This is a genomic window from Streptomyces sp. NPDC091209 (assembly GCF_044757755.1).
In the GTDB taxonomy this organism is placed as follows: Bacteria; Actinomycetota; Actinomycetes; order Streptomycetales; family Streptomycetaceae; genus Streptomyces.
In genome coordinates this window covers 1,573,721-1,593,914 of the sequence record NZ_JBIVVR010000001.1, presented here as the reverse complement: position 1 = coordinate 1,593,914, position 20,194 = coordinate 1,573,721, and the positions used below count along the sequence as shown (strand labels likewise).

Sequence of the window (20,194 nt, the reverse complement as noted above, 5' to 3'; positions counted from 1 at the left end):
CCATTCGTCCCTGTGCATAGTGTCAAAGTTCCACCCCCGGTTTTGTACACATACGGCTCATGACGACCCCCGGGTCGGGGGCGATAGCCTGGTGGCGTGATCAGCGCGATATCTCGCGGGGGCATCGTCGCCCCTGCCCCGCGCCCGGAGCGCACGGACGACATCCGTGACCGGGCGGTAATCGCTGATCTTCACGGGCGGGACGGGATCATGGCGACGGCCGTGTGCGCGAGCGGAAACGCGGCGAGCGCCCACGGCAACGCACTCCGTACGTCGACGGCACCCCGGGCACGGACGTCGCCGAGAGCAGCGTCACAGTCTCCGGGGCCGTCGAGAATGGCCGATACCCCTCCGCCCATCTCACCTTGCGGCATAGCGTCGAAGCAGACCGGACACCCCGCGTCGCGGCGTTGCGTCGGAAGCGACGAGACCGTACTTCCTTCAACGTCACGCAACGGCGCGCGACAGGAGCCAGAGGACAATGCAGACCAAGCTGGACGAAGCCAAGGCCGAGCTGCTCGAACGGGCCGCCCGGGTAGCTGAGAACAGCCCGGTCGGGGGGCACCTACCGACTGGGACGACGGACGAGGGCACCCCCGACCGGGACACCGTGCTCGCGTTCCTCCAGCGCTACTACCTGCACACGGCCCCGGAGGACCTCACCGACCGCGACCCGGTCGACGTCTTCGGAGCGGCCTTCTCCCACTACAGACTGGCCGAGAACCGCCCGCAGGGCACGGCCAACGTGCGCGTGCACACGCCCACCGTCGAGGAGAACGGCTGGACCTGCAGCCACTCCGTCGTCGAGGTGGTCACGGACGACATGCCCTTCCTCGTGGACTCGGTGACCAACGAGCTGTCCCGCCAGGGACGCGGCATCCACGTCGTCATCCACCCGCAGTTCGTCCTGCGGCGCAATCTCACCGGCGAGCTCATCGAGGTGCTGCCCACGCGGCCCTCCGCCGAGGAACTGCCGCACGACGCGCACGTCGAGTCGTGGATCCACGTCGAGATCGACCGGGAGACCGACCGCGCGGACCTGAAGCAGATCACCGCCGATCTGCTGCGCGTCCTGTCCGACGTCCGTGAGTCCGTCGAGGACTGGGAGAAGATGCGCGACGCGGCGCTGCGGATCGCGGAGGAGCTCCCCAAGGAGCCGACCGCCGACGATCTGCGCGACCAGGAGGTCGAGGAGGCCCGGGAGCTGCTGCGCTGGCTCTCCGGCGACCACTTCACCTTCCTCGGGTACCGCGAGTACCAGCTCCGCGAGGACGACTCGCTGGCCGCCGTCCCCGGCACCGGGCTCGGCATCCTGCGCTCGGACCCGCCGCACGGCGGCGACGACAGCCACCCGGTCAGCCCGTCCTTCGAGCGGCTGCCCGCGGACGCCCGCGCCAAGGCCCGCGAGCACAAGCTGCTGATCCTGACCAAGGCGAACAGCCGTGCCACCGTGCACCGGCCCTCCTACCTGGACTACGTCGGCGTCAAGAAGTTCGACGAGAACGGTGACGTCGTCGGGGAGCGCCGCTTCCTGGGCCTGTTCTCCTCCGCCGCGTACACCGAGTCCGTGCGCCGGGTGCCCGTCGTCCGCCGCAAGGTCGAGGAAGTCCTGCGCGGCGCCGGGTTCTCGCCCAACAGCCACGACGGGCGCGACCTCCTCCAGATCCTGGAGACGTACCCCCGCGACGAGCTCTTCCAGACCCCCGCGGACGAGCTCCGGGCGATCGTGACCTCCGTCCTGTACCTGCAGGAGCGGCGCCGGCTGCGGCTCTACCTGCGCCAGGACGAGTACGGGCGCTACTACTCGGCCCTCGTCTACCTTCCGCGCGACCGCTACACCACCGGTGTGCGCCTGCGGATCATCGACATCCTCAAGGAAGAGCTCAACGGCACCAGCGTCGACTTCACGGCCTGGAACACCGAGTCGATCCTGTCCCGGCTGCACTTCGTGGTCCGCGTCGAGCCGGGCACCGAGCTCCCGCAGCTCTCCGACTCCGACAAGGACCGCATCGAGGCGCGACTCGTCGAGGCCGCCCGCTCCTGGGCCGACGGCTTCGGGGAGGCGCTGACCGCCGAGTGCGGCGAGGAACGCGCCGCCGAGCTGCTGCGCCGGTACGGGAACGCCTTCCCCGAGGGCTACAAGGCCGACCACTCCCCGCGCTCCGCCGTCGCCGACCTGGTCCACCTCCAGGCCCTCGGGCAGGAACCCCGCAAGGACTTCGCGCTCAGCCTGTACGAGCCGGTGGGCGCGGCACCCGGCGAGCGCCGTTTCAAGATCTACCGCACCGGCGAGCAGGTCTCGCTCTCGGCGGTCCTGCCCGCCCTGAACCGCATGGGCGTCGAGGTCACCGACGAGCGGCCGTACGAACTGCGCTGCTCGGACCGTACGACCGCGTGGATCTACGACTTCGGACTGCGTCTGCCCAAGTCCCTCAACGGCAACGGCGACTACCTCGGCGACGACGGCCGCGAGCGGTTCCAGGAGGCCTTCGCCGCCACCTGGACCGGACAGGCCGAGAACGACGGCTTCAACGCCCTCGTGCTGAGCGCCGGACTGACCTGGCGGCAGTCGATGGTGCTGCGCGCCTACGCTAAGTACCTGCGCCAGGCCGGTTCCACCTTCAGCCAGGACTACATGGAGGACACCCTCCGCAACAACGTCCACACCACCCGGCTGCTCGTCTCGCTGTTCGAGGCGCGGATGTCGCCGGAGCGCCAGCGCGCCGGCGTCGAGCTGACCGACGCGCTGCTGGAGGAGCTGGACGCGGCCCTGGACCAGGTCGCCTCGCTGGACGAGGACCGGATCCTGCGGTCCTTCCTCCACCTGATCAAGGCGACCCTGCGCACGAACTTCTTCCAGAAGACCGTGGCCGGCACGCCCCACGAGTACGTCTCGATGAAGTTCGACCCGACGGCGATCCCGGACCTCCCGGCGCCGCGCCCGGCGTTCGAGATCTGGGTGTACTCGCCGCGGGTCGAGGGCGTGCACCTGCGCTTCGGCAAGGTCGCGCGCGGTGGTCTGCGCTGGTCCGACCGGCGTGAGGACTTCCGCACGGAGATCCTCGGCCTGGTCAAGGCGCAGATGGTGAAGAACACCGTCATCGTGCCGGTCGGCGCCAAGGGCGGCTTCGTCGCCAAGCAGCTTCCCGACCCGTCCGTGGACCGTGACGCGTGGCTGGCCGAGGGCATCCGCAGCTACCGGACCTTCATCTCCGCGCTGCTCGACATCACCGACAACATGGTGGCCGGCGAGATCGTCCCGCCCACCGACGTCGTCCGGCACGACGAGGACGACACCTACCTCGTGGTCGCCGCCGACAAGGGCACCGCGACCTTCTCGGACATCGCCAACGAGGTCGCCCAGGCGTACGACTTCTGGCTCGGCGACGCCTTCGCCTCCGGCGGCTCCGCCGGATACGACCACAAGAAGATGGGCATCACCGCCCGCGGCGCCTGGGAGTCCGTGAAGCGGCACTTCCGGGAGCTGGGCGTCAACACCCAGACGCAGGACTTCACCGTGGTCGGTGTCGGGGACATGTCCGGCGACGTGTTCGGCAACGGCATGCTGCTCTCCGAGCACATCCGCCTGGTCGCCGCGTTCGACCACCGGCACATCTTCATCGACCCGAACCCGGACGCGGAGACCTCGTACGCCGAGCGCCGCCGCCTCTTCGAGCTGCCGCGTTCCTCGTGGGCGGACTACAACACCGAGCTGATCTCGGCCGGCGGCGGCGTCTTCCCGCGCAGTGCCAAGGCCATCCCGGTCAACGCGCACGTCCGTGAGGCCCTCGGCCTCGACTCCGGCGCCGCGAAGATGACGCCCGCCGATCTGATGAAGGCGATCCTCCAGGCGCCAGTCGACCTGCTGTGGAACGGCGGCATCGGCACCTACGTGAAGTCGTCCGCCGAGTCGCACGCGGACGTCGGCGACAAGGCCAACGACGCGATCCGCGTCGACGGCGGCGACCTGCGCGTCAAGGTCGTCGGCGAGGGCGGCAACCTGGGCCTGACCCAGCTCGGCCGGATCGAGTTCTCCCAGCACGGCGGCAAGATCAACACCGATGCCATCGACAACAGCGCGGGCGTGGACACCTCCGACCACGAGGTGAACATCAAGATCCTGCTCAACGCGGTGGTGACCAACGGCGATCTGACCGTCAAGCAGCGCAACAAGCTGCTCGCCGAGATGACCGACGAGGTCGGCGCCCTGGTGCTGCGCAACAACTACGCGCAGAACACGGCGATCGCCAACGCCCTGGCCCAGTCCCCGAGCATGCTCCACGCCCAGCAGCGGTTCCTGCGCCATCTGGTCCGTGAGGGGCACCTCGACCGGGCGCTGGAGTTCCTGCCCACCGAGCGGCAGATCCGCGAGCGGCTCAACGCCGGTCAGGGTCTGACCGGTCCGGAGACGGCGGTCCTCCTCGCGTACACGAAGATCACGGTCTCGGTGGAGCTGCTCGCCACCTCGCTGCCCGACGACCCGTATCTGCAGAGCCTGCTGCACGCGTACTTCCCGACGGCGCTGCGCGACAAGTTCCGCGAGCAGATCGAGGGGCACGCGCTGAGCCGCGAGATCGTGACGACCGTCCTGGTCAACGACACGGTCAACACGGGCGGTACGAGCTTCCTGCACCGTCTCCGCGAGGAGACGGGTGCCTCGCTGGAGGAGATCGTCCGGGCGCAGACAGCGGCCCGCGCGATCTTCAACTCCGCCGCGGTGTGGGACGCGGTGGAGGCGCTCGACAATGTCGTCGCCGCCGACGTCCAGACCCGGATCCGGCTGCACTCGCGCCGTCTCGTCGAGCGCGGCACGCGCTGGCTGCTCAACAACCGGCCGCAGCCGCTCCAGCTCGCCGAGACGATCGGCTTCTTCACCGACGGCGTCGAGCAGGTGTGGTCGGAGCTGCCGAAGCTGCTCCGCGGCACGGACCTGGAGTGGTACCAGCAGATCTACGACGAGCTGTCGGACGCCGGTGTGCCGGACGAACTCGCCACCCGCGTGGCCGGGTTCTCCTCCGCCTTCCCGGCGCTGGACATCGTCTCGGTGGCCGACCGCACGGGCAAGGACCCGATGGCCGTCGCCGAGGTCTACTACGACCTCGCCGACCGTCTCGGCATCACCCGGCTCATGGACCGCATCATCGAGCTGCCGCGTGCCGACCGCTGGCAGTCCATGGCCCGCGCGTCGATCCGCGAGGACCTGTACGCGGCCCACGCGGCGCTCACCGCCGACGTTCTCGCGGTGGGCGACGGGACCTCCACTCCCGAGCAGCGCTTCGAGGCCTGGCAGGAGAAGAACACGGCGATCCTCGGGCGGGCCCGCACGACCCTGGACGAGATCCAGGGCTCGGACTCGTTCGACCTCGCCAACCTGTCGGTGGCGATGCGGACGATGCGGACGCTGTTGCGCACGCATTCCTAGGCGGTGGCTCCCGGGCGTCGGACCTGGGAGGTAAGAGATCGGAGGCGCTCCGGGTCATCACGACCCGGGGCGCCTCTGGTGCGTGTGGGGCCGTTGTCGTGCTTTCTTGCCGGTCTCTGGCGAAACTCCGGCTCGGAATTTACCTATACCTGGTAAATAGGACATTTAGCTTAAGGTTGGCTCGGCAGGCGGCCCGACCGGCGGCTTTATGCACCGACAGACGCGTGGAGGATCCGGACCCGTGACAGTGCACCTCACCGAAAGGCGGGCCTCCGTGGCGACTCCGCCCGTCATCGGCCCACGGAGAGCCCCCAAAGCTCCGAAGGTCCGGAAGGTCAGCCGTCTCGCCCTGGAAGTGGCCCGTTTCTCGGTCGTCGGCGGCAGCGGGGTCGCCGTCAACATCCTCTTCTTCAATCTGGCGCTGCACGGCCTGAAGTGGCCCCCGATGGCCGCCACGGTCGTCGCCAGCTGTGTCGCCATGGGGACGAACTACCTCGGCTTCCGCTTCTTCGCCTACCGGGACCGGGCCTCGCGCACCCGCCGCCAGATCGCCCTCTTCTTCGCGTTCAGCGGACTCGGCGTCGTCATGGAGAGCGTGCTGTTCTATCTCGGCTATCACGGCCTGGGGATGAACGGTCCGCTCGGCTCGAACATCGCCAAGGCGCTGTCGATCGTGCTGGCCTCGGCCTTCCGCTTCGTGGTGTACCGGACGTGGGTCTTCCAACACGCGAAGAACGGCCGATAGCAACCCAAAGCGGGTTGCGATGTCTACGATTAATAGGATGAATGTGGATCAACGTCGTGCGTTCGACGAGCACGGGACCGTGCCCGCCGCTTCCGGGGCAGAACCCTCCCGGCAGGGGACCGGGCCGTCCGGGCACCGGACGGAGCCCCCAGGGCCAGGGCTCGCGGCAGGGCCGTCCGGGTACGGGACCGAGCCCGCCGCCTCCCCGGCCGGGACCGCAGGGGCCGGGCCGGACCGGCCGGCCGTCTCCGTGGTCGTCATCGTCTACAACGACGCCGCCCGGCTGCCCACGGCCGTCCGCTCCGTCCTGGACCAGACGCTGCACGACGTCGAGGTCGTCGTCGTCGACGACCGCAGCACCGACGGCTCGTACGAGGTGGCGCGCGGACTGGCCGCCGCCCACCCCGACCGGGTCCGCGCCTACCAGCTCCCCGAGAACAGCGGCGGCTGCGGTGCCCCCCGCAACCGCGGTATCACCGAGGCGCGCGGCACCTACCTCCTCTTCCTGGACAGCGACGACGTCCTGGAGCGCAACGCCTGCCGCAACATGCTGGAGGCCGCCGAGGCCACCGGCGCGGACCTGGTCTCCGGCCTGTGCGTGCGCGTGCACGTCGACTCGCGCACCGGCAAGGAGGTCAAGTGGTACCCCTGGCTGTACGAGCGCACCCGCACCCTGGAGTCGATCTCCGAGCTGCCCGACCTGCTGGTCTTCGACACGCTGTCGACCAACAAGTGCTACCGCCGGCGGTTCCTGCTCGACGAGGGGCTGCGCTTCCCGGTCGGCATCCACTACGAGGACCTGCTCTTCTCCGCCCAGGCGTACGCCACCGCCCGCCGCATCACCCTCATCCCCAACCGGGTGTACGACTGGAGGGTCGCCGACAAGGCCGCGGCGAAGTCCATCAGCAACCGGCGTGACGAGATCGCCAACTTCACGCACCGCATGGAGATCCACCGCCGGGTCGACCGACTCCTCGCGGACAAGGGGCTCCTGGAGCTGAAGTTCGCCAAGGACGTCAAGTTCCTCAAGCACGACCTGGTCCTTCATCTGCGCGAACTGCCCTTCCGCGACGCCTCCTTCCGCGAGGAGTTCGCGGCGATCGCCCGGCAGTACCTGGAGTCGATCGACCGCGCCGCCTTCGACGAGGCCGAACCCATCCACGCCATCTGCGCCTATCTCCTCCAGGTGAGCGACTGGGACAACCTGCTGCCCGCCGTGGACACGCTCGCCAACCGCGACAAGATCTCCTCGCCGCTCGTCGAGCGCGACGGGCGTGTGTTCTGGTGCGCCGAGCATCTCGACGACCCCTTCGGCCGGCACGTCCTGGACGTCACGGAGCTCGGCCACCACGTCAAGCCGGTCGACAAGATGTTCCTGCGCAACGTGCTGACCTCGTACGAGAGCGGCGGCGGCACCGTCCGGCTCGCCGGGCGCATCACCAACCCGCTCGGTGTGATCCCGGCCGGCGCCCGGCTGACCGGAGAACTGGAGTTCTACGCCCGCCGTCCCGGGGTGCGCTTCCAGACCTTCCGCTTCCCGGTGGCGAACGTGTGGCACGCGGGCGAGTCGGTCGCCTGGGAGACATCGGCGGACCTCTCGGCGGTGCGGCCGCTGGGCATCGTGGACGCGGTGTGGGACGTACGGCTTCACCTCGACGTCGACGGCGTCCGCACCACCACCCGGCTCAGCGCCGCCGAACCCGACCTGGCCGCAGGGCAGTTGCCCGTCCGGCCCCGGCTCACCCGACTGGTCGCGGACCGGATCGAACCGGTCGTCTCCTCGCGCGGGCACCTGTCCTTCCGGCTGGTCCCCGACAAGAAGGCGAACGTCCTCGTGCAGCGCGGTGTGCACGGCCGGGCCGGCACGCTCGCCAAGACGGGCTACCGCAAGGCCCGTTCGCTGCGCAAGGAACTCACCTCCGGTGATACCAAGATCCGCCTCTACCACGAGGTGTTCAGCCGGCTGCCCGTCCGGAAGGGGCTCGTCGTCTTCGAGAGCCATCTGGGCCGCCAGTACAGCGACAGCCCCCGGGCGATCTACGAGGAGATGCGCCGCCAGGGCCTGGAGTTCCAGGCCGTCTGGGCGTACGCGGGCAGTCCGGCCGGTTTCCCGGAGGACGCCACCCTCGTACGCCGCTGGTCGCTGCCCTATCTCAGGGCGCTCGCGCAGGCCGAGTTCTGGGTCGACAACCAGAGCTACCCGCTGAAGCTCGCCAAGCGGCCGGACACGACGTACATCCAGACGTGGCACGGCTCCGCGCTCAAGCGGATGGGCTTCGACGAGGCCGAGTGGAAGCTCAAGTCCCGTGAGGAGCAGGCCGAACAGCAGAGCACGCTGGACCGCTTCGACCGGTTCCTGATCCGCTCCGAGCACGATGTGCGCACCCTCGCGCGGGCGTTCCGGCTCCAGGAGCGGACCCTGCTGAGGGTCGGCTACCCGCGCAACGACGCGCTCGTGCAGGCGAGGCAGCGGGAGGAGACCGAGGGACGGCGTGAACGCGGTCCTCTTGCCGCCGAGTTGGGCATTCCCGAGGACAAGCAGATCCTCCTGTACGCCCCGACCTTCCGGAACCGCGACGGCGGAAAGCGGCGCTTCGAGCTGCCCTTCGACATCGAGCGCTTCGCCGACACCTTCGGCGACCGCTATGTCCTCCTGGTCCGCTCGCACTACCTGAACCACGTCGTGCTCCCGCCGTCCGTGCGCGGCCGGGTCATCGACGTCACCGCGCAGCACGACATGACCCCGCTGCTGGCGCTGGCCGACGGACTGATCACCGACTACTCGTCCGTGATGTTCGACTACGCCCTCCTCGACCGCCCCCTGTTCTTCTTCGTGTACGACTACGACGCGTATGTGCACGAGGACCGCGGCACCTACTTCGACCTGCTGGAGCGGGCGCCGGGACCGGTGGTGCGGACCGAGGACGAACTGCACGCGGCGCTCGGTTCGCTGGAGGAACAGACCATCAAGTACGCGGTCAGACGCGAGCAGTTCACCGCCGAGTTCGGTGAGTACGACAAGGGGACGGCGGCCCGCGGTGTCGTCGACCAGTTCTTCGGAAAGTGGAGGCGTGGATGACCGGCCATGCGCAGCGGGACATCTTCTTCGTCTCCAACAGCGTCGACGAACTGGGCGGGGTGACGAGCTGGTCGCACCAGATGGCCCGGCTGTTCACCGAGCGCGGTCACCGCGTGCACGTCGTGGGGATCACCGAGCCCGCCGTTCCCCAGGAACTGGGCGAACTCCCCTATCCCACCACGACGTTGTACGACGTCCATCCGCCGCGGGTCGGACCGGCGCGCGGACTCAGGGGACGGCTCGATGTCGCCGAGCGGAGGCTGCGGGCCGAGCGGGCGGCGGGCATGCGGGAGCGGGCCGCCGAGCTGACCGCGCTGTTCCGGGCCGCGCGGCCCGGCGCCGTCGTGATCGTCACCCAGGTCTGGGCCATGGAGTGGGTGGAACTCGCCGACACCAACGGCCTGACCGTCATCGGGATGAGCCACGAGTCCTTCGAGTACTCCCGGACGACCTCGCGCTTCAGGCGGGTCCTGAAGCACTACGCGGACGTCGACCGGATGCTGGCGCTCACCCGCGAGGACGCCGACCTGTGGATCGGGCAGGGCATGAACAACGCGTCCTTCATGCCGAATCCCTTGCCGTTCGTGCCCGAGGTGCCCTCGCCGCGCACCGAGAACGTCGTGGTCAGCGTCGGGCGGCTGAGCGACCAGAAGGGCATCGACATGCTCCTCGACGCCTGGGGCGAGACCGCCCCCCGCCACCCCGACTGGCGGCTGCGGATCTACGGCTCCGGCGAGGACGAGGAGATCCTGAGGAAGCAGTGCACGGCCCTCGGGCTCGACGACTCCGTCGACTGGATGGGCCGCACGAGCGATGTGCCGGGCGTGCTGCGCGGCGGTTCGGTCTTCGTGCTCTCCTCGCGGGGCGAGGGCTTCCCGCTCGCCCTCATGGAGGCCATGGCCACCGGTCTGCCGTGTGCCGCCTTCGACTGCGCTCCCGGCGTCCACGAGATCATCAGGGACGGCGAGGACGGCCTGCTGGCCACCCTCGGCAACACGGGTGAGCTGGCCCGCCGGCTGGACACGCTGATGTCCGACAAGGCCCTGCGGGACTCCATGGGCGAGGCGGCGCGCGTGAACATCCAGCGCTTCACGACGGACGAGGTCGTCGGCAGGTGGGAGGAGCTGTTCGCGTTCCTGGAGCGCTGAGCGGCCGCCGGTGCGCGGAACGACCCGAGGCGGAGCCGGTGTCCGGCTCCGCCTCGGTCACTTCTCCCCGGCCCGCGGGCTCAGGTGCTCACGTGCCTACTTGCCCGTGAACTTCTCGTATTCCTTGAGGACGTCCTCGGTCGGCCCGTCCATGCGCAGCTCGCCGCGTTCCAGCCACAGCACGCGGTCGCAGGTGTCGCGGATGGAATTGTTGTTGTGGCTGACCAGGAACACCGTGCCCGCGGTCTTGCGCAGCTCGCGGATGCGCGCCTCGGACCGCTTCTGGAAGGAGCGGTCACCGGTCGCGAGGGCCTCGTCGATCATCAGGACGTCGTGGTCCTTGGCCGCCGCGATGGAGAAGCGCAGCCGGGCCGCCATGCCGGAGGAGTAGGTCCGCATGGGCAGGGTGATGAAGTCGCCCTTCTCGTTGATGCCCGAGAAGTCGACGATCTCCTGGTAGCGCTCCCTGACCTGCTCGCGGGACATGCCCATCGCGAGGCCGCCGAGGTAGACGTTCCGCTCGCCGGTGAGGTCGTTCATCAGGGCCGCGTTGACGCCGAGCAGCGAGGGCTGGCCGTCGGTGTAGATCTTGCCGTTCTCCACCGGGAGCAGGCCCGCGACCGCCTTGAGCAGCGTGGACTTGCCGGAGCCGTTGGTGCCGATCAGACCGATGGCCTCGCCGCGGTAGGCGACGAAGGAGACGCACTTGACCGCGTGGACCTTGCGGACGCCCGACGCCTTCTCGGTCCTCTCGCGGCGCATGATGCGGTTGAGGGCGGCGGTGGCACTGCCCCGGCCGGCGCCGGTGCCGTTGACGCGGTACACGATGTCGACGTGGTCCGCGACGACGGTGGGGACGAGCTCGGCGTCGGCCACGGGGGTGGCCCCGGCCGTGCTCTCGGCGCTCTGCGGCTGGATGTCCTGCGCGATGATGTCAGCCACGGCCGTAGGTCTCCTCTGCCTTCCAGAAGTAGATGAAGCCGCCGACGCCGACGACGATCGCCCAGCCCAGCGCGAGCGCCCAGACGTGGTGCGGCAGCTGGTGCGCGTGGAAACTGTCGATCAGCGAGTAGCGCATCAGGTCGATGTAGACGGCCGCCGGGTTGCTCTCCAGCGCGACCATCGCCCAGTGCGGCAGGTTGCTGTGCTTGAGCACCTTGTCGATGCTCCACATGACGCCCGAGACGTACATCCAGGTGCGCAGGATGAACGGCATGAGCTGCGCGATGTCCGGGGTCTTGGCGCCCATGCGCGCCATGATCATCGCGACGCCCGCGTTGAACATGAACTGGAGCACCAGCACGGGCACGGCGAGCAGCCACGAGGCGGACACCGGGACGCCGAAGCACAGCAGGATGACGACCAGCGCGGCCATCGAGAACAGGAGCTGCTGGAGCTGCTGGATGGCGTACGACACCGGCAGCGCGGCGCGCGGGAAGTGCAGGGCGCGGACCAGGCCGAGGCTGCCGGAGATCGCCCGGGTGCCCGCCATGATCGAGCTCTGGGTGAAGGTCCAGATGAAGACGCCGGTGACCAGGAAGGGGATGTAGTCCGGTACGCCGTGCTTGGTGCCGAGCAGGACACCGAAGATGAAGTAGTAGACGGCCGCGTTCAGCAGCGGGGTCGCCACCTGCCACACCTGGCCGAGCTTGGCCTCGCTGTACTGCGAGGTGAGCTTGGCGGTCGCGAACGCGGTGATGAAGTGGCGCCGTGCCCACAGTTCGCGGACGTACGCGGGCAGGCTCGGGCGCGCGCCGCTGACGGTGAGGCCGTACCGGGCGGCGAGGGCCGCGGCGTCGTCGGCGGGGGAGGCCGGCGTCGCTGTCGGGGGCGGTGTGTTGAGAACCTGGCTCACATCCGTTGCTTTCGCTCGGGGGGTGGGGGGCGCGCGGTCCGTCCCGATGCTTCCAACAGCGCTTCCTGCCGTTTTCATGCGTCGGAACGGGACCGTATCGTCGTAACGCGAGAGTAGGCCCAGTCGACGTCGGAACGCAACCGTTTCGTCGTAACGCCCTATGCTGGTCCGTATGACGACGAACGCCGATACAGCCGCGAGTGCCGCCACGCCCGCGCCTGCCGCCGGGAAGGCCCCGCGTCGCCGGGCTCCCGCCGGTGCGGCCCTCCTGCGGGAGGATGTCACGGAGGCGATCCGCGCCGCCGTCTTCGAGGAGCTGGCGTCCGTCGGCTATGCCCGGATGTCCATCGAGGGCATCGCCCGTCGTGCGGGGGTCGGCAAGACCGCGGTGTACCGGCGCTGGCGCTCCAAGCTCCACCTCGTGCTCGACCTGGTCTCGACGGTCGCGGTCCAGGGGCTTCCCGCTCCGGACACCGGCTCCCTGGAGGGCGACCTGCGGCTGCTGTACGAGGTCACCTCGCGCGCCCTGCGGCATCCGGTCGCCGGTCAGATCATCCCCGACCTGCAGGCCGAGGCGGCCCGCAACCCCGAGATCGCGGACGCCATGCAGCAGGCGTTGCGGGAGGGCCAGCAGTCGGTGTCGAGCGGGATCGTCGCCTCGGCCACCGCGCGGGGCGAGATCCGCGAGGGAGCCGACGTCGAACTCGCGCTGGACCTGATGTCCGGCCCGTTGTACTGGCGCGCGGTGGTGGTCCGCGGCCCCAAGGTCCCGAAGGGCTATCTGGCCAGCCTGGCCCGCGCGACGGCGGCGGCGCTGAAGGCGCTCTGAGCCGAGCGCGCTTCGCTCAGGGCCGGTGCCCCGGGGCGGACGTCTCCCCGGCCGGCCGTTGTGCGTGGTCGGCCAACCGGACTGCGAGGTCCGTGAGTTCGGGGGCGCGCAGTACCCGTCCGGCCGAACCCGGCAGAGGTACGTGCAGTGGTTCGGTCCAGTGGGCGGGCAGGGCGGCGTCTCCGTGCACGGCTCCCGCGAGTGCGCCCGTCACCGCCGCGACGGTGTCCGTGTCGCCCCCGAGGTCGATCGCCGCGCGCACCGCCTCCTCGTAGGAGTCCGTGATCCGCGGAGCCCACACGGCCGAGCCGAGACAGGGCCACACGGCACCGTTGAACTCCGTCGCCCGGTCGGGGCGAGCCGGAGGCGGATGACCGTCAAGAAGGCTGCTGGGGAACGGAGTTCAGGGGGTGGGTCCTTCGTCGGTCAGGTTCGGCTGGCGCCCGGGTGGTGGCGGAGCCAGCCGGACCAGGCCGAGGTGATCATGTCCTCGACGTCGTAGCGGGCCTTCCAGCCCAGTTCGACGGAGATGCGGTCGGCGGAGGCGACGACGCGGGCCGGGTCGCCGGGGCGGCGCGGGGTGGTGACCGGGGGCCGGTCGTAGCCGGTGACGGCGTTGATGCGGTCGATCATCTCGCGGACCGAAACACCCTCGCCGCGGCCGATGTTGAGGGTCAGGTCCAGGCCGGGGGAGGACTGGAGGGCGCGGGCCGCGGCCACATGCGCCTCGGCCAGGTCGACCACGTGGATGTAGTCGCGCACACAGGTGCCGTCGGGCGTCGGGTAGTCGTCGCCGAAGATGCGCGGCGGGGCGTTCTCCGTCAGCTTCTCGAAGACCATGGGGACGAGGTTGAAGACACCCACGTCGGCCAGTTCGGGGGTCGCCGCCCCGGCCACGTTGAAATAGCGCAGGGAGGCCGTGGACAGACCCGTGGCGCGGCCGGTCGCCCGCACCAGCCACTCACCCGCCAGCTTCGTCTCGCCGTACGGACTCATCGGCCGGCACGGCGTCTCCTCCGTCACCAGCTCCACGTCCGGCATCCCGTACACGGCGGCCGAGGACGAGAAGACGAACGCGGACACCGATGCCGCGGTCACGGCTTCCAGCAGGACGCGCAGGCCCTCGACGTTCTCCCGGTAGTAGTGGAGGGGCAGCTCCACGGACTCGCCGACCTGCTTCTTCGCGGCCAGATGGACGACACCGGTGACGGAGTGCTCCGTGAGCGTCCGGGCCAGCAGCTCGCCGTCCAGGGTCGAGCCGGCCACCAGGGGAACGTCCGACGGCACCCGCTCCGCGATCCCCGTGGACAGGTCGTCGTAGACCACGGCCTGCTCGCCCGCCTCGCGCAGCGCGCGGACGACGTGCGCTCCGATGTAGCCGGCGCCGCCGGTGATCAGCCAGGTCATGTGCGTCCGTTCCCTTCGTGGGTGAGTCCGTGGTGGTGGTGTTGCTCTGTGTGCCGTGCCGTGCCGTGGCCTGCGGTGCCGTCGGGGAGGAGCGGCGCGGGGCGCGCGTACGGTGTCCGCGTTCGCGCGTCGCGTCCGCGGCCGCGTATCAGTGAAGCAGGCGGCGGAGCCTTCGCGACACCACTTCGGTCATTCCTCGCCAACCGGACGCCGTGCGCAGTCCCAGCGCCCCCGCGTGCGTCCGGTACGGCTGGACGAGGAGAACGCCCTGGCGAACGTCCGGAACCGCCCGGCGGCCCAGCAGACCGGGGCCGCCGCGCGCGTGCGCCGACACCTCCCGGCTCGACCCGTCGCGGAAACGCACGACCAGGCGCAGATCCCAGGTGCCCGCGCCCAGCGCCGACAGGTCCACCGGTATCTCCGCCGACCAGGTGTCGCCGTAACGGTCGGCGACCAGGGGTGCCGTGCCGTCCAGGCCCACCCGGCCCTCCTCCCGGTGGACGAACTCCACGTCCACCGAGGCGGGACCCGCCTCCGCCATCCGCCCGTACAGCTCGTGCAGGCGCAGCCGCAGCCGGGTGCCGCGCGCGCGGGGCCGCAGCTCCGCGTCGACGGCGGCGGGCAGCAGATGGGCCGGCCGGTCCAGGAAGTGCTCCAGAGTGACCTGGGGGAGGTCGGAGGACCAGACGGGGGTGCCGTCGGACGTGCGGGTGTAGGGCGGGAGCAGCCGGGCCGGCCGGGCGGCCAGCTCCTTGAGGCGGGGCAGGTCGCGCGGGGCGGGCGAGGCGAGGAGCACGCGGGCGACGAGCCGTCCGGGGGCGGCCGGATTGACGGTGAAGTCGGCCGCGTCGAACGTCGACAGGTACGCACGCGTGAGGTCCCACCAGGCGCCGCGGTACTCGGGAGTGCGCAGTTCCAGTTCGCGCGCGTACATCCGCAGCTCGTGGTCGAGGAACTTGGCGTGCACGGCCCGCGCGAGCTGCTTCTCCCCGGCGCTCAGGAGGATCTCGTACGCCGCCTGGTTCGCCTCGGTCCGTGCCCGCCAGTTGCTGATGTCGGCGCGGTCGAGCGAGATGGACAGGCGGTCGGCGGAGCGCCGGACGTGCCAGATGTACACCGTGTCGGGGATCAGCGCCATGCGCGGCGCGGCGGCCAGCACCCGCGCGGTGAACACGAAGTCCTCGTAGGGGTAGCGGCCTTCGGGGAAGCGGATGCCGTGCTCGCGCAGGAAGTCGGTGCGGTACAGCTTGTTGACGCACAGGGTGTCGTGGGCGAGACGCAGGCGGCGCGAGGGGCGCGATATCAGGGCGGGCCGCGTGTAGAGCTTGCGCTCCCAGGGGACCTCGCGGCCCGAGGGGAGTTCGCGGCGCACGCAGAGTCCGGCCGCGACCTGGACGTCGTGTTCCTCGGCGGAGGCGAGGAGCGCGTCCACCGCGCCGGGCGGCAGGACGTCGTCGCTGTCCAGGAACATCACGTACGCAGCCGTGGCCGCGTCGATGCCGTCGTTGCGCGGGCTGCCGCAGCCGCCGCTGTTGGCCGGGCGGTGGATCACCGTCAGACGCGGCTCCCCGTCGGCGAGGGCGTCGAGGAGGGCCGCGCTGCCGTCCGTCGAGCAGTCGTCCACGGCGATCACCTCGCGGACGGCCGGCCCCTGGGCGAGCGCCGAGTGCACGGCGTCCGCGACATGGGCGGCGTCGTCGTACCCGATGACGACGACGCTGACCTGCGCTGGGTGAGGGTTCATGTGATCCACGAGCCGGAATCGTAAGTATTGCGGGTAATTCTCCGTTAAGAGGCAGTCACTGTCTTGTTCGGAGCCCGGCGGGAATCCGGTGTGGACTCCGCGCCTGCCCGGTCGGCGCGGTGCGGTTCCTGGCGGTCGTGGGCGGGCCCGACCGCCACAGCCGTACGAGTGACACGCCGGCCGCCGTCGCCAGCAGCCCGTTGCGTACGAGCATCAGCAGGCAGCCCGTCCAGGTACTGCGCACCACTTCGCCGTACAGCACCGGGTACACCGCCGAGCTGACCGCCGTCGCCGCCACGATCAGCGCGGCGGCCGGGCGTTGCGTGGTGTGCCGCGAGGTCAGGCAGACGGCGGCCAGCCCCAGCAGCCACACCATGTACTGGGGGCTGATCACCCGGCTCGTCACGGTGAACAGCAGGACGGCGGTGAGCGCCGCGTCGTACGGGGTGGCCGTCGTCCAGCGCCGTGCCCGCGTCCGCCACAGGAGGACGAGCCCGAACGCGGCGACCGTCAGGGCGAGCGAGCAGGCCGCGACCGCGCCGACGTACGGCCCGACGAACTCCATCGCGCCGTACCGGTAGCGGACCGTGCCCGGCCAGCCGGCGCGGCGCGCGAAGCCCAGCACCGTGCCGCCGAGGGACTCGATCTGCACGCCCCGGCCGCTCTGCTGGCGCAGGAAGTCGAACGGGCCGCTGAAGGCGGCCGCGAGAAGGGCGAGCAGCGCGGCGGCGGTGACGGCCGCCGATGTCCACACCTCCCGGGTGGTGCGGCCCCTGGGCGTTCCGATGAGTGCCAGCGCGGGCCAGACCTTCACCAGGGCCCCCAGCGCGGCGAAGGCGCCGGACAGGCGCGGGCGGCGCGAGAGCGTCAGCAGGGAGACCACGGCGAAGGCGGTGACCTGCACGTCGTACCGGGCGAGCGGGATGTGCAGCAGCAGCGGCAGCCCCAGCACCCACAGCCGCGCGCCGCGCAGGCTGCGGCCGGGCCGCAGCCCCGCGCGCGTGAGGACGACGGTGATCACCGCGTCGGCGGCGAGCGTGAGCGTCACGAACGCCGTGAAGTACGTCAGCCACGGCAGCAGCGCGGGCGCCAGCAGGACGGGGCCGGCGCCCGGCGGGTACTGCCACAGCCGGTCGCCCACCGGGAACGCGCCCCGCGACAGGACGCCGTACCAGCGGAAGTACAGATGACCCACCTCGGTGGAGACCCCGCCCCTGCCGAGCGGGGCGAGCTGGTCGTGGGCGAGGAGCCACAGCATCAGGGCACGGGTGGCGAGCCAGACGGCGGCGAGGGCAAGCGGGCGGTGGTTCCGGAAGACGCTCATCAAGCCCGGATCGTAAGCCGCATGGATGGGTCCTACGGTGCGATACGCCGTCAATACCGATCAAAGGTTGTTTAATAGCAAAAAATCGTTCCCATGGTGCATGCGTGGGTGCGGCGGTCGGCGGCTCGGCGTCCGGAGGCGGTGGCCGTCCTCCCGCCCGTTCTGGTCATGCTCGGCATCGGGCTCTGGGGGCTCGACCGGGGCGGCATGTGGCGCGACGAGGCGGTGACCTTCCAGGTCGCGCGGCGCTCGGTGCCGCAGATCTGGCATCTGCTGCACACGGTGGACGCCGTGCACGGCCTGTACTACCTCCTGATGCACGCCGTCCTCGCCCCGCATCCCGGCGAGATCGCCCTGCGCCTGCCCTCCGTCTGCGGAGCCGCCGCGGCCACCGGGCTCGTGGCCGCCCTCGGTGTGCGCCTGTGCCGCCCGCGCGTCGGCCTGTGGGCGGGCCTGCTGTACGCGGTCACGCCCATGACCGGCCACTTCGCCCAGGAGGGCCGTTCCTACGCGCTCGTCGCGGCCGGCGCGGCCGGCGCGACCCTGCTGCTGGTGCGGGCCGTCCGGTCCGCCCGGCCCGGACCCTGGTGCGCCTACGGAGCCACGGTCGCCGCCACCTGTCTGCTGCACGAAATGGCCCTGCTCCTGCTCCTCGCCCATGCCGCGACCCTGGCGCTCGCCCGCGTACCGGCGCGGGTGTGGCGGGCCTGGGCCCTCGCCGCGGGGGCCGTGGTCCTGGTGCTGGCGCCCCTGGTCCTGGTCTCGTGGGAGCAGTCCGCGCAGGTCGCCTGGCTCTCCAGGACCGGCCTCGGGAGCGCGGAGCGCCTCCTCGGGCTTTTCACCGGCCCGGCCTGGCTCGTGATCCTGCCGTACCTGGTGCTCGTCGCCCTCGCGCTCCGGCCGTCCCGGACCCCGCGCGGCACGCTCTCGCTCCCGGCCGTCGCCCTGCCCCTGGTCACGGTGCCCCCGGCGCTGCTGCTGACGGTGTCGCACTGGCGGCCGCTCTACGACGAGCGGTACGTCCTCTACGCCCTCGCCGGTGCCCCGCTCCTCGCGGCCGCCGGAGCCGACCGCCTCGCGACGCGGCTGCCCCGGCCGCTGCCCCACGCGGTCCTCACCGGCGTCCTCGCCGTGACCCTCGTCTTCGCCGTCCAGCTCCCGCTGCTGCGCCGGGACCGCCGCCCCGACCGCCGCCCCGACAACCTCGCCGCCGTCTCCGCCGTCGCCCACCGCGAACTGCGTCCCGGCGACCCGGTGCTGTTCCTGCCGTCGCTCGCGCGGCGCGCGGCACTCGCGTACCCCAAGGGCTTCAGCGGGATCCGCGACATCGCGCTGAGCGTCCCCGCGCCCGCCTCCGGCACGCTGTACGGCCTGGAGGCGGACCCCGGTGAACTGCGCCGCAGGCTGGACCGGCTCGACCGTGTCTGGCTGGTCGCCGCGCCCTTCGCGACACGGCGGGCCTGGTCCCCGGGAAGTCCGACCGAGCGGGCCAAACTCGCCGTGGTCGACGAGGAGTTCGTGCCCCGGGAGCAGGTCGTCCGCAGCGGGGTGACCCTGCGCCTCTATGTGCGCAGGCCTACGTACATCCCGGTGCCTCCGACAGGGCGGCCTCGTCCAGTGCCGCCGTCAGCCGGTCGAGCCGGGCCCGGAGCTCTCGGATCTCCTCCAGGTCCGCCCCGGTAGCGGCCGCGATCCGGCGCGGCACGGACAGCGCGCGCTCCCGGAGCGCGGACCCCTCCTCCGTGAGCCCCACCTGCACGGAGCGTTCGTCCCGCGTGTTGCGCTCCCGCCGTACGAACCCCGCGGCCTCCAGCCGCTTCAGCAGCGGCGACAGGGTTCCCGAGTCGAGCCGCAGATGCTCGCCGACCTTCTTCACGGGCAGCTCGCCGTGCTCCCAGAGCACCAGCATCACCAGGTACTGCGGGTAGGTGAGCCCGAGGTCCTTCAGAAGTACGCGGTAGACACCGCCGAAGGCGCGCGAGGCGGCGTTCAGCGAGAAGCAGATCTGCTCGTCGAGGCGGAGGAAGTCCCCCGCCGCGGGGGCCTGGGGGCTCGGGGCGGGCGTCGCGGTCATGCCCCCAGGATAGCTCTAGGGAGCAATTTAGTTGTGCACAACTGAATTGCGTGCTCTAATTCTGGTCGTGGGGCCGCCGCACCGGCAGCCACCGCCAGGATTTCGACTTGAGAGGGATGGTCCCCATGGACGCGCTCTACACCGCTGTCGCCACCGCCACCCACGGCCGCGAGGGCCGCGCCGTCAGCTCCGACGGCACGCTCGACCTCCAGCTGGGCATCCCGGTGGAGATGGGCGGCGGCGGCCAGGGGACCAACCCCGAGCAGCTCTTCGCCGCCGGATACGCCGCCTGTTTCGCGAGCGCCCTCGGCCTGGTCGGCCGCGCCGCGAAGGTCGATGTCACCCAGGCCGCCGTGACCGGCGAGGTGAGCATCGGCAAGCAGGGCGAGGGCTTCGGCCTGGCCGTCACGCTCCGCGTCGAGCTGCCCGACACCGTGGACGAGGCGACCGGCCGCAAGCTGGTCGAGCAGGCCCACCAGGTCTGCCCCTACTCCAACGCCACCCGCGGCAACATCCCGGTCGAGCTCGTCATCGAGTAGCCGGCATCGAGCAGGCAGGTGCGGGACG

The 20,194-nt window shown here is 70.8% G+C and carries 13 protein-coding genes and 1 pseudogene; 7 read left to right on the top strand and 7 right to left on the bottom strand.

Annotation, left to right across the window (positions count from 1 at the left end; translation table 11 throughout):
- Positions 1 to 481 precede the first annotated feature (481 nt).
- The 4 genes from ACIQRL_RS06895 (at position 482) to ACIQRL_RS06880 (ending at position 10,394) form a co-directional block, all read left to right on the top strand.
- The gene (locus ACIQRL_RS06895) at positions 482 to 5,422 is read left to right on the top strand and encodes an NAD-glutamate dehydrogenase (protein ID WP_401327911.1); all 4,941 of its coding nucleotides are present in this window, start codon (positions 482 to 484) and stop codon (positions 5,420 to 5,422) included.
- A gap of 274 nt (positions 5,423 to 5,696) precedes the next feature.
- Positions 5,697 to 6,167 carry a GtrA family protein gene (locus ACIQRL_RS06890; RefSeq protein ID WP_401327908.1) on the top strand — a complete coding sequence of 157 codons (471 nt, stop codon included), beginning with the start codon at positions 5,697 to 5,699 and terminating at the stop codon, positions 6,165 to 6,167.
- A 37-nt stretch (positions 6,168 to 6,204) separates the two neighbouring features.
- Positions 6,205 to 9,246 (top strand): CDP-glycerol glycerophosphotransferase family protein, encoded by a 3,042-nt coding sequence (locus ACIQRL_RS06885; RefSeq protein ID WP_401327905.1) that lies wholly within the window; start codon positions 6,205 to 6,207, stop codon positions 9,244 to 9,246.
- Complete coding sequence (locus tag ACIQRL_RS06880; protein WP_401327902.1) at positions 9,243 to 10,394, top strand: glycosyltransferase; 1,152 nt, start codon at positions 9,243 to 9,245, stop codon at positions 10,392 to 10,394. Before ACIQRL_RS06885 ends, ACIQRL_RS06880 begins: the two co-directional genes overlap by 4 nt.
- A 96-nt stretch (positions 10,395 to 10,490) precedes the next feature.
- On the opposite strand, the gene ACIQRL_RS06875 is transcribed toward ACIQRL_RS06880, so the two are convergent.
- Both ACIQRL_RS06875 and ACIQRL_RS06870 read right to left on the bottom strand, forming a co-directional pair.
- Positions 10,491 to 11,312 carry an ABC transporter ATP-binding protein gene (locus tag ACIQRL_RS06875; protein WP_401328162.1) on the bottom strand — a complete coding sequence of 274 codons (822 nt, stop codon included), beginning with the start codon at positions 11,310 to 11,312 and terminating at the stop codon, positions 10,491 to 10,493.
- 16 nt (positions 11,313 to 11,328) lie between these two features.
- Positions 11,329 to 12,249, bottom strand: coding sequence for an ABC transporter permease (locus ACIQRL_RS06870; protein ID WP_401327899.1), 921 nt, complete (start codon positions 12,247 to 12,249; stop codon positions 11,329 to 11,331).
- A gap of 172 nt (positions 12,250 to 12,421) precedes the next feature.
- Here ACIQRL_RS06870 and ACIQRL_RS06865 point away from each other — a divergent pair, with 172 nt between their 5' ends.
- On the top strand, positions 12,422 to 13,078 hold the full coding sequence (locus tag ACIQRL_RS06865; RefSeq protein WP_401327896.1) for a TetR/AcrR family transcriptional regulator: 657 nt from the start codon (positions 12,422 to 12,424) through the stop codon (positions 13,076 to 13,078).
- Positions 13,079 to 13,094: 16 nt separating this feature from the next.
- Here the strand turns inward: ACIQRL_RS06865 and ACIQRL_RS06860 are convergent.
- The 4 genes and pseudogenes from ACIQRL_RS06860 to ACIQRL_RS06845 form a co-directional block, all read right to left on the bottom strand.
- Positions 13,095 to 13,445, bottom strand: a pseudogene (locus ACIQRL_RS06860) (ADP-ribosylglycohydrolase family protein); the annotation flags it as partial.
- Between the two features lie 59 nt (positions 13,446 to 13,504).
- A complete protein-coding gene (gene galE, locus ACIQRL_RS06855) occupies positions 13,505 to 14,485 on the bottom strand; it encodes a UDP-glucose 4-epimerase GalE (RefSeq protein ID WP_401327893.1) in 981 nt (326 codons plus the stop codon).
- Between the two features lie 148 nt (positions 14,486 to 14,633).
- A complete protein-coding gene (locus ACIQRL_RS06850; RefSeq protein ID WP_401327890.1) occupies positions 14,634 to 16,229 on the bottom strand; it encodes a glycosyltransferase in 1,596 nt (531 codons plus the stop codon).
- Positions 16,230 to 16,284: 55 nt separating this feature from the next.
- Complete coding sequence (locus ACIQRL_RS06845; protein ID WP_401327887.1) at positions 16,285 to 17,553, bottom strand: glycosyltransferase 87 family protein; 1,269 nt, start codon at positions 17,551 to 17,553, stop codon at positions 16,285 to 16,287.
- A gap of 93 nt (positions 17,554 to 17,646) precedes the next feature.
- Here ACIQRL_RS06845 and ACIQRL_RS06840 point away from each other — a divergent pair, with 93 nt between their 5' ends.
- Positions 17,647 to 19,236 (top strand): hypothetical protein, encoded by a 1,590-nt coding sequence (locus tag ACIQRL_RS06840; protein WP_401327884.1) that lies wholly within the window; start codon positions 17,647 to 17,649, stop codon positions 19,234 to 19,236.
- On the opposite strand, the gene ACIQRL_RS06835 is transcribed toward ACIQRL_RS06840, so the two are convergent.
- Complete coding sequence (locus ACIQRL_RS06835; RefSeq protein ID WP_401327881.1) at positions 19,130 to 19,627, bottom strand: MarR family winged helix-turn-helix transcriptional regulator; 498 nt, start codon at positions 19,625 to 19,627, stop codon at positions 19,130 to 19,132. The two genes, ACIQRL_RS06840 and ACIQRL_RS06835, sit on opposite strands and share 107 nt — an antisense overlap.
- A gap of 125 nt (positions 19,628 to 19,752) precedes the next feature.
- Between ACIQRL_RS06835 and ACIQRL_RS06830 the strand changes: the two genes are divergently transcribed.
- The gene (locus ACIQRL_RS06830; RefSeq protein WP_401328160.1) at positions 19,753 to 20,166 is read left to right on the top strand and encodes an organic hydroperoxide resistance protein; all 414 of its coding nucleotides are present in this window, start codon (positions 19,753 to 19,755) and stop codon (positions 20,164 to 20,166) included.
- Positions 20,167 to 20,194 lie beyond the last annotated feature (28 nt).